Here is a 9,448-nt window from a genome sequence, read left to right as displayed (position 1 = left end):
GTTTCTGTTCTTTCCCATCCCGCGTCAAACGCACGATGTGCATTTGACGATGACACGCTTTTGTTAGCCGCTCTTAATGCCGGAATTCCTTCAGGTCCAGGCGCAGCACGTAGCGTGCTTGGCCGCTTGTGCCTTCCAGGGTGATCAGCGCGTCGCAGCAGGTGGTCTGTCCGGCCCGGCCCTCATAGGCCAGGCGGCGTTGGAAGCGGGTGGCGTCGCCCTTGGATAAAAAGCCTACACGCTGGCCGTGGACCTTCACTTCCACAGGTTTCCAGATGTCTGGGTTGTTGGCGCCGGTGTGCAGCGCGGCCAGCACCCGCGCGCCTGACGAGCTTATGGGCGTGCCGTCGGCGATGTCTTTCAGGGCGGCCTGGTGCTGGTCGCCGTCGCTCAGCGTGAAGCTGAACAGCCCCAGCGATGGCCATTTGTACAGCTGTGCATCTGGCGTTTCGGCCTCCAAGGGCAGCTGCGAGGGGGACACCACCTGGTAGCCATGGTGGTGGCGTTGCGGGCGCATGGTTCGCCACAGCATGAAGGCTGCGGCAAAAACAAACAGGGTGGTGAATAGCTCGCGCATTTGTGTCTCCATGGGATAAACATTTGTAAACCTTGTGTATGTTTTCGCCGCATGTTTTTTCGTTGATATTGGGGAGGTTGGTGGCCATGGCCGCCCGGTTGTCGCCTGTGAGCGACGAGGCGGGGCGCTGCCAGCTGTTTGCGATACTCGGGGCATGCAGCTTCAAGACATTCTTTATTCGCAAGGCTTTGGCACACGCCGCGTGTGCGCCGGTCTGGTTCAGCAGGGCCTGGTCGAGGTCTATATGGACAACACGGGCACAGCGCCCGTAGTGGTTACGGACTCTGCTATGGATTTGGAAGCGCAAGGGCTGCGCTTCCGGGTCCAGGGCGTGGACTGGTCGTACCACCAGCTGGCCTACGTGCTGCTGAACAAGCCTGCGGGCACCGAGTGTTCGCAAAAACCTTCCACCTATCCCAGCATCTATACGCTGCTGCCGTCACCTTTGCGTTTGCGGCCGCAAAAGGGCGCGCTGCAGGGCGTGCAGGCCGTGGGTCGGCTGGACCAGGATACGACAGGTTTGCTGCTGCTCAGCGACGACGGCCAGTTCATCCACCGCATGACCTCGCCGAAGAAGCATGTGCCCAAGGTTTACGAGGTCAGCACCAAGCATACGCTGGACGAGAAGCAGGTGTCGCGCCTGCTGGAGGGGGTGGTGCTGGACGACGACCCCAAGCCGGTGCGCGCAGCCGCCTGTGAAGCCGTCAGCAGCCACCACTTGCGCCTGACGCTGACCGAGGGCAAGTACCACCAGGTCAAGCGCATGCTGGCGGCGGTAGGCAACCGGGTGGAGGGCCTGCACCGCTCGCAACAGGGCGGCTTTGCGCTGCCGGCGGACCTGCTGCCCGGCCAGTGGCGCTGGCTGAGCGCCGAGGATCTGGCACTGCTGTCGGCCAAAGATCTGGCCTAGTCCTCTCCGGGCTTGTTACACCGGCTGGCAAAAGTTGCTGGCCCCGGCGGCTACACTTGACGGTTGTCTTTTACCTGTGGTGTGCCGTGAAGTTGTTTGTCCGTTGTGTTGCCTCTTGGGGCTTTGTCTTCGCCGCCGCTGCGCCCTTAGCCGCCCAGGCCCAGTCCTCTCCGATCTTTGTGCTGAATTCGTTGGATGCCAGCGTCAGCGTGGTGGACCCCGCCACCTGGCTTGAGACCAAGCGGATTCCTACCGGCAAAGAGCCGCATCATCTGTACCTTACACCGGACGAGAAGTCGCTCATCATCGCCAATGCCCTGGCCGATACGCTGACCTTCGTCGATCCGAAAACGGCCGAGGTGCAGCGCGTGGTGCGCGACATACTCGACCCCTACCAACTGCGCTTTTCGCCCGACATGAAGTGGTTTGTCACGGCAGCCAACCGGCTGAACCACATCGACATCTACCGCTGGGACGGCAAGGACATCACGCTGGCCAAGCGCATCTCCACCGGCAAAACGCCCAGCCACCTGTGGATTGACAGCAAGAGCACCACGATTTACTCCACCATGCAGGACAGTGACGAGCTGGTGGCGGTGGACCTGGCGACGCAAAGCATCAAATGGCGCACGCCCACGGGCTCCATGCCGGCCGATGTGTTCGGCACCGCCGACGACAAGACCCTGCTGGTGGGGCTGACGGGCGGGGAGGGCGTGGAGGTCTATGACGTCTCCGGCAAGACCCCGGTGCGGACCAAGGTGATTACCACCGCCAAGGGCTCGCATGCGTTCCGGGCGGCGGGCGACAAGCGCCATGTCTACGTCAGCAACCGCGTCAGCAACAGCATCAGCAAGATCGATTTGCAAACCCTGGAGTCGGTCGCTACCTATCCCGCGCCCGGTGGGCCGGACTGCATGGACGTGTCGGCCGACGGCAAGCTGCTGTATGTCGGTTCGCGCTGGGCCCGCAAGCTCACCGTGGTGGATGTGGAATCCAAGAAAGTGGTGCGACAAATCAATGTTGGAAGATCTCCCCATGGCGTTTGGACGCTGGACCACGCTCCCCGCTAAATCTGGTTTTGCTGCGGTATTGATAGCGGCTAGCGCAGGTGCCATCTGCGCTACAGTAGAAAAACCTTGTGATAAACCGGTCTATCTGACCTTTGACACCGGCCATATGGGCGTGGCCCCGCTGATCGCCGAGGTGCTGAACCGCCAGCAGGTCAAGGTCACCTTCTTTGGCGCCCACGAGCGCACGCAGGAGGGCGACGGCAGCATGGGCGAGCATTGGGCTCCCTGGTGGAAGGCCCGTGCCGCAGAGGGCCATGCCTTTGCCTCGCACACCTTCGACCATGTGTACTGGCGCGGCGATGTGGCCGGCAGCCCCGGCCAATTCCGCGTCAAGCCCTCGGCCGGGCCGGATGCCGACAAGGAATTCACCTGGACGGCAGCACAATACTGCGAGGAAATCCGCCATGCCAACCAGCGCCTGCAGGCCATGACCGGCCAGGTGCCGCTGCCCTTGTTTCGCGCGCCTGGCGGCAAGACTTCACCGGCCTTGCTGGCGGCCGCCAAGGGCTGTGGCTATGCCCACGTGGGCTGGGCGCCGGCCGGGTTTCTGGGCGATGAGCTGTCCAGCGAGCGCGTCAGTAATGCCCAGTTGCTAGCCCAGTCGCTGCGCAATATTCGCAGCGGCGATATTTTGATGGCCCACCTGGGCATCTGGTCGCGCAAAGACCCATGGGCGCCGGCCGTGCTGGAGCCGCTGATCGTGGGTCTGAGGGAGCGCGGCTTCTGCTTCCGCACGCTGCGCGAGCATCCCGACTACACCGCGTGGATTTCTGCCCACCCCCAATAATCTGCCCATGGATGTACTGAGCAACTTGTTTTCTGATGCGCAGCAATGGCTGTTCGAGGCCGCTGTGCAACCCCTGGTGTTCGGCATGGGCCTGGGCGGCTTGGTCGAAGATGCATTCGATGCCACGGGCTGGCTGCTGGTCGGCCTGCTGCAGCTGGTGGTGCTGGTGGCGGTGCTGGGGCCCTTGCAGCGCTGGCGTCCGGTAGAGGCTATGCAGGACCGCGCGGCCATCCGTATCGACATGCTCTACACCTTGGTGCATCGCCTGGGCCTGTTCCGCCTGGCCTTGTTCTTTACCCTGGACCCGGTGATGGACGGTATTTTTGGCACGCTGCGGGTCGCCGGCATGGGCACCTGGCACCTGGATGCCCTGTGGCCCGGCGTGACTGATCTGCCGGTGGTCAGTTTTGCGCTGTACCTGGTAGCGTTCGACTTTTTGGGCTACTGGGTGCACCGGGGCCAGCATCAGTTTGAATGGTGGTGGGGCCTGCACTCGCTACACCACTCGCAGCAGCAAATGACCTTGTGGAGCGACAACCGCAACCACCTGCTGGACGACGTGATTGGCGACATCATCGTGGTGGTGGCGGCCCAGCTGATTGGCGTGGCGCCGGGGCAGTTCATCGCCATCGTGGCCTTTACACAACTGAGCGAGAGCTTGCAGCACGCCAATGTGAGGCTCTGGTTTGGCCGCGTGGGTGAGCGCCTGTGGGTCAGCCCGCGCTTTCATCGCCTGCACCACAGCATTGGCATCGGCCATGAGTCGGCGGGCAAGAACACCTTGGGTGGCCACAACTTTGGTGTGCTGCTGCCATGGTGGGACATGCTGTTCGGTACCGCGAACTTCGAACTGCGCTACGACCCCACCGGCATCCGCGACCAACTGGAGAGCGAGGGTGGGCGCGACTACGGCCGCGGTTTCTGGCGCCAGCAGTGGCTGGGTTTGCGCCGGCTGTGGGCAAGTTTGGCCGTTACCAGGCCTTAACCGCATGCGGGTATGCTTGCCCCCATGAAGTTGCTTCTTGATTCTTTCTGGCGCGCCGTGGCGTACTGCGTGCACCCCCGGGTAATTGCACTCTCGTTTCTACCCCTGTTGTTGATGGTGGCCTTGTCGCTAGGACTGGGCTACTTCTACTGGGAGCCTGCCCTGGATGCTGTGCGCGGCATGCTGGACGCATCTGAGTGGGTAGGCCGCATGTGGACCTGGCTGGAGACTGCGGGTGTCGGCCAGCTCAAGGTGGCGCTGGCGCCCTTGCTGGTGATCTTTGCCATCACCCCGCTGATCGTGGTGTTGTCCCTGCTGGCCGTGGCCCTGATGATGACGCCGGCCCTGGTGTCCCTGGTGGCTGAGCGGCGCTTCCCCCAATTGGAAAAGAAAAACGGCGGCACCCTGGTTGGCGGATTGTTCTGGGCCCTGGGTTCGGTGCTGCTGGCGGTGGTGGCCATGGTGGTGTCCATGCCCTTGTGGCTGGTGCCGCCCTTGATATTGGTACTGCCGCCCTTGATCTGGGGCTGGCTGACCTACCGCGTCATGGCCTATGACGCTCTGGCCGTGCATGCCAGCAAGCAGGAGCGGCGTGAGATATTCCGCCGCCACCGTGTCACGCTGCTGGGTATGGGGGTGTTGGCCGGCTACCTGGGCGCTGCGCCCAGCCTGGTGTGGGCCTCGGGTGCCTTGTTTGCCGCCGCTTTTGTGGTGCTGGTGCCTCTAGCGATATGGATCTACACCCTGGTGTTTGCGTTTTCCTCGCTGTGGTTTACCCACTATGTGCTGGCCGCATTGCAGGCATTGCGTGCCGAGGTGCCTGTGTCTGCCGTGCCGCCCCGCGCCGCTGCGGGCCCGGTTGTCGATGTCGAACCTAAAACGGAATCTGTTGTCCATGAGCCTGCCAATCCCATCCTCCCAGCCCCTTGAGTCGGCGCCGGTTTTTGGCCTGGTCATCGTCGGCGACGAGATCATGTCTGGCAAGCGTGCCGACAAGCACCTGCCCAAGGTTATCGAACTGCTGGGCGCACGCGGCTTGCAGCTGGGCTATGCCGAATACGTAGGCGATGATCCTGGGCGCATCACCAGCACCTTGCGCCGCGCGTTTGCCTCGGGTGACGTGGTGTTTTCCACCGGCGGTATAGGCGCTACGCCCGACGACCATACGCGCCAGTGCGCCGCGCGGGCCTTGGATGTGCCGTTGGCCCTGCATCCGCAGGCCGAGGCCCTGATCCGCGAGCGCATGCAGGATACGGCGCGTGAACAAGGCACTTTGTATGAGCCGGACCGTCCAGACAATATCCACCGACTGAATATGGGCGTGTTTCCACAAGGTGCCCGCATCATTCCCAACCCCTACAACAAGATTCCAGGCTTCTCCGTGGGCCATGTGCATTTTGTGCCCGGCTTCCCGGTGATGGCCTGGCCCATGGTGGAATGGGTACTGGACCAGTACTACCAGCCCTGGTTCCAGCAGGCGGCCTGGGTGGAAAAATCGGTCATCGTGTACGGCAGCATGGAGGCCACGTTGACCCCGCTGATGGAGGCTATGGAGCAGCGTTTTGAAGGCGTCAAGGTATTCAGTCTGCCCAGCGTGGACCATGCCGAACATGGCCGCCATATTGAGCTGGGCGTGAAGGGTTTGCCCAGCCTGGTGGAGCTGGCTTACCCGGCTTTGTTGGCAGGTCTGCACAATTTTGATGTGCAATTTGGCCCGGAATTGGTGCGTTCTTGATTGCACATATTTGGTGCAAAAATGGCGATCCAATTTGGTGCATTGGCACAGGTATTTGTTTCTCGGATGGGCCGTATTCCCGCTGAAGGCCGCTGCGGCCAAGGCAAAATACAAGGGTGAATGTGTTTACAAGCGGCCTCGGCTGGTGGCATAGAAACTGCATTCCCATCTTGTTGATTTATTTTTGCTCAACCTAACCAGGAGATTCTTGATGGCAAAGACCGTCGCAGACGTGATGAAGATGGTGAAAGAAAGCGAAGTCAAGTTTGTTGACTTCCGCTTCACCGATACCCGCGGCAAGGAACAGCACGTGACCGTGCCTGTGTCGCACTTCGACGAAGACAAGTTCACGTCAGGCCATGCTTTTGACGGTTCTTCGATCGCTGGTTGGAAGGGCATTGAAGCTTCGGACATGCAACTGATGCCCGATGCCAACACCGCCAACATCGACCCGTTCTTCGAAGAAACGACGATGATCCTGACCTGCGACGTGGTCGATCCAGCCGACGGCAAGCCGTACGAGCGCGATCCCCGTTCGCTGGCCAAGCGCGCAGAAGCCTACATGAAGGCCTCCGGCCTGGGCGACACCGCTTACTTCGGACCAGAACCCGAATTCTTCGTGTTTGACAGCGTGCGCTGGCAAAACGACATGTCCGGCTGCTACTCCAAGATCGATTCGGAAGAAGCTTCCTGGAACACCGGCAAGGAATACGAACACGGCAATACCGGCCACCGTCCCGCAGTCAAGGGCGGCTATTTCCCCGTGCCTCCAGTTGACAGCTTCCAGGACATGCGTTCGGAAATGTGCCTGGTGCTGGAGTCGCTGGGCATTCCCGTCGAAGTGCACCACCACGAAGTGGCCAACGCCGGCCAAATGGAACTGGGTACCAAGTTCAGCACGCTGATCCAGCGCGCAGACTGGGTCCAACTGCAAAAGTACGTGATCCAGAACGTCGCCCACGCCTATGGCAAGACCGCGACCTTCATGCCCAAGCCTATCGTTGGCGACAACGGTTCCGGCATGCACGTGCACCAGTCCGTGTGGAAAGACGGCAAGAACCTGTTCGCTGGCGACGGCTATGCAGGTCTGTCTGAATTCGCGCTGTACTATATCGGCGGCATCATCAAGCACGCCCGTGCTCTGAATGCCATCACCAACCCCGGCACCAACAGCTACAAGCGCCTGGTTCCTGGCTTCGAAGCTCCTGTGAAATTGGCCTACTCGGCCAAGAACCGCTCTGCTTCCATCCGTATTCCTTTCGTGGCAAACCCCAAGGGCCGCCGCGTGGAAGCACGTTTCCCCGATCCACTGATGAACCCCTATCTGGGCTTCTCGGCTCTGCTGATGGCAGGTCTGGACGGCGTGGAAAACAAGATCCACCCTGGCGAAGCCGCTACGAAGGATCTGTACCATCTGCCACCCGAAGAAGACAAGCTGATCCCCACCGTCTGCCACAGCCTGGACCAAGCGCTCGAATGCCTGGACAAAGACCGTGCGTTCCTGACCAAGGGCGGCGTGTTCACCGATGCCTACATTGACGCCTACATCGACCTGAAGATGCAGGAAGTCACGCGCTTGCGCATGGCCACCCACCCGGTGGAATTCGACATGTACTATTCGCTGTAAGCAGCGCTACTAGCCTGGGAACGCTCGCAACGCGCAACCAGGCTTCTCATAAGGACGGCGCAAGCCGTCCTTTTTGCGTTTTGGCTTGGGAAAGCAATAGAAACAGAGTACCGTTGCGGCAACCCATTCAGATAAGGCCCTGTCGGCATATTCCATGAGCATGAAACCCTATTGGCTACTGATTTTGGCGGCTGCCTCGGCGCCGCTTTTCGCGCAAGACAACGCGGTTTACCGCTGCGGCAACGAATACACCAATTCCATCAAAGACCCCAAGGCCGCTGCAGCCCGTGGCTGCAAATTGGTAGAGGGTGGCAATGTCAGCGTGATCCAGGCCCCGCGGCCCGATGCGAACGCGGCGGCCGTGCGTGCGCCAGCGGCCAATAATGGTGGCGGCGCCGAGCAGCGTGCGCGCGACAGCGACGCCCGGATGATCCTGGAAGCCGAGCTGAAAAAGGCCGAAGCCCGGCAGGCAGACCTGCTCAAGGAGTACAACCAGGGCGAGCCTGATAAGCAGGGCGGAGAAGCCCGCAACTACCAGAAGTACATAGACCGTGTAGCCGAGCTCAAGGCTGCCATTGCCCGCAATGAGAGCGATATCGCTGGGCTGAAGCGTGAGCTGGCCCGTCTTCCTCCTCCTAAAACTACCCCCTGACTACCTTGAACACCCCAACCAACCCCCATATTGCGCGCTTTCAGGCGTTTGATTTGCTGGCCACGCTGGTGGCGGTGCTGCGTAGCGACGGCGCGGTGATGTTTGCCAATGCGGCGTTGGAAGACGCGCTGGGCACTTCGCGCCGCACCATCGAAGGCTCGCACTTCCCGGACTGTTTCACCGAGCCGCACATTTTGCAGAACGCGTTGGAGGGGGCCGGCAGCAATGAGTTCGCGGCCCTGCGCTACGACGCCTGGCTCAAGCGCCTGAACCACGAACCGGTGCCGGTACACGTGATCCTGGCGCAGACCGAGCGTCCGGGCGAGGTCATCATCGAGTTGCTGCCGCAGGAGCAGCAGGCCAAGCAGGACCGCGAGGAGCGTTTGATCGACCAGGCCCAGGCGAATAAGGAACTCATCCGTAACCTGGCCCACGAGATCAAGAACCCGCTGGGCGGCATACGTGGCGCTGCCCAGTTGCTGGAGATGGAGATCGAGTCGCGCGAACTGATTGAGTACACCCAGGTCATCATCCATGAGGCCGACCGCCTGCAAAGTCTGGTGGACCGGCTGCTGGCGCCGCACCGCCGTCCGCACGTGGTCAGCGATGTGAATATCCACGAAATCTGCGAGCGTGTGCGCTCCCTGATACTGGCCGAATTCCCGCGCGGGCTGAAGATTGAGCGTGAATACGATGTGTCGATTCCTGAGTTTCGCGGTGACCGCGAACAGCTCATCCAAGCGGTGCTGAATGTGGCCCATAACGCAACCCAGGCCTTGAGTGAACGCATTGCCGAAGGGGACGCGCAGATCACTTTTCTCTCGCGTATTGCACGCCAGGTAACGTTTGGGAAACAACGTTATCGATTGGCACTGGAATTGCATGTCATCGACAACGGCCCGGGTGTACCGGAGTCGATCAAGGACCGTATTTTTTACCCGCTGGTGTCGGGGCGAGATGGTGGTTCCGGGCTGGGGCTGACGTTGGCGCAAACCTTCGTGCAGCAACACCATGGCTTGATCGAATGTGACAGTGTTCCGGGCCGAACGGACTTTAAATTATTAATACCGCTGCCGTAGAAATTGATTCACGCAGCTTGACCCGA

General features: G+C 61.0%; 10 protein-coding genes. 9 read left to right on the top strand and 1 reads right to left on the bottom strand.

Features of this window, described 5'->3' with window-relative positions:
* Positions 1-73: 73 nt before the first annotated feature.
* A complete protein-coding gene (locus AC07O2_RS15950; protein ID WP_495076723.1) occupies positions 74-577 on the bottom strand; it encodes a hypothetical protein in 504 nt (167 codons plus the stop codon).
* A 154-nt stretch (positions 578-731) separates the two neighbouring features.
* Here AC07O2_RS15950 and AC07O2_RS15945 point away from each other — a divergent pair, with 154 nt between their 5' ends.
* The 9 genes from AC07O2_RS15945 (at position 732) to glnL (ending at position 9,422) form a co-directional block, all read left to right on the top strand.
* Positions 732-1,487 carry a 16S rRNA pseudouridine(516) synthase gene (locus tag AC07O2_RS15945; RefSeq protein ID WP_495076722.1) on the top strand — a complete coding sequence of 252 codons (756 nt, stop codon included), beginning with the start codon at positions 732-734 and terminating at the stop codon, positions 1,485-1,487.
* A gap of 92 nt (positions 1,488-1,579) precedes the next feature.
* Complete coding sequence (locus tag AC07O2_RS15940) at positions 1,580-2,557, top strand: YVTN family beta-propeller repeat protein (RefSeq protein WP_495076732.1); 978 nt, start codon at positions 1,580-1,582, stop codon at positions 2,555-2,557.
* Complete coding sequence (locus tag AC07O2_RS15935) at positions 2,523-3,344, top strand: polysaccharide deacetylase family protein (protein ID WP_495076721.1); 822 nt, start codon at positions 2,523-2,525, stop codon at positions 3,342-3,344. The genes AC07O2_RS15940 and AC07O2_RS15935 overlap by 35 nt, the downstream gene beginning before the upstream one ends.
* Before the next feature lie 7 nt (positions 3,345-3,351).
* Entirely contained in the window at positions 3,352-4,329 is a 978-nt protein-coding gene (locus tag AC07O2_RS15930; protein WP_495076720.1) for a sterol desaturase family protein, read from the top strand.
* A 24-nt stretch (positions 4,330-4,353) separates the two neighbouring features.
* Positions 4,354-5,259 (top strand): EI24 domain-containing protein, encoded by a 906-nt coding sequence (locus AC07O2_RS15925; RefSeq protein ID WP_495076719.1) that lies wholly within the window; start codon positions 4,354-4,356, stop codon positions 5,257-5,259.
* Positions 5,225-6,064, top strand: coding sequence for a competence/damage-inducible protein A (locus AC07O2_RS15920; RefSeq protein WP_495076718.1), 840 nt, complete (start codon positions 5,225-5,227; stop codon positions 6,062-6,064). The genes AC07O2_RS15925 and AC07O2_RS15920 overlap by 35 nt, the downstream gene beginning before the upstream one ends.
* Positions 6,065-6,275: 211 nt before the next feature.
* The gene (gene glnA / locus AC07O2_RS15915) at positions 6,276-7,691 is read left to right on the top strand and encodes a type I glutamate--ammonia ligase (RefSeq protein WP_495076717.1); all 1,416 of its coding nucleotides are present in this window, start codon (positions 6,276-6,278) and stop codon (positions 7,689-7,691) included.
* 160 nt (positions 7,692-7,851) lie between these two features.
* A complete protein-coding gene (locus AC07O2_RS15910; RefSeq protein ID WP_495076731.1) occupies positions 7,852-8,343 on the top strand; it encodes a hypothetical protein in 492 nt (163 codons plus the stop codon).
* Between the two features lie 5 nt (positions 8,344-8,348).
* Positions 8,349-9,422: a nitrogen regulation protein NR(II) gene (gene glnL / locus AC07O2_RS15905; protein WP_495076716.1), complete on the top strand. Its 1,074-nt coding sequence runs from the start codon at positions 8,349-8,351 to the stop codon at positions 9,420-9,422.
* Positions 9,423-9,448: the final 26 nt, after the last annotated feature.

This window comes from Rhodoferax sp. GW821-FHT10B06 (assembly GCF_059415605.1).
The sequence above is the reverse complement of the archived record's forward strand: the minus strand, read 5'-3'. Positions and strand labels throughout refer to the sequence as shown.

Bases quoted from the DNA above. Each gene is read 5' to 3' on its own strand.
- AC07O2_RS15910 (WP_495076731.1), top strand. From the start codon at position 7,852: ATGAAACCCTATTGGCTACTGATTTTGGCGGCTGCCTCGGCGCCGCTT.
- AC07O2_RS15925 (WP_495076719.1), top strand. From the start codon at position 4,354: ATGAAGTTGCTTCTTGATTCTTTCTGGCGCGCCGTGGCGTACTGCGTG.
- AC07O2_RS15935 (WP_495076721.1), top strand. From the start codon at position 2,523: ATGGCGTTTGGACGCTGGACCACGCTCCCCGCTAAATCTGGTTTTGCT.
- AC07O2_RS15950 (WP_495076723.1), bottom strand. From the start codon at position 577: ATGCGCGAGCTATTCACCACCCTGTTTGTTTTTGCCGCAGCCTTCATG.
- AC07O2_RS15930 (WP_495076720.1), top strand. From the start codon at position 3,352: ATGGATGTACTGAGCAACTTGTTTTCTGATGCGCAGCAATGGCTGTTC.
- AC07O2_RS15945 (WP_495076722.1), top strand. From the start codon at position 732: ATGCAGCTTCAAGACATTCTTTATTCGCAAGGCTTTGGCACACGCCGC.
- glnA (WP_495076717.1), top strand. From the start codon at position 6,276: ATGGCAAAGACCGTCGCAGACGTGATGAAGATGGTGAAAGAAAGCGAA.
- AC07O2_RS15920 (WP_495076718.1), top strand. From the start codon at position 5,225: ATGAGCCTGCCAATCCCATCCTCCCAGCCCCTTGAGTCGGCGCCGGTT.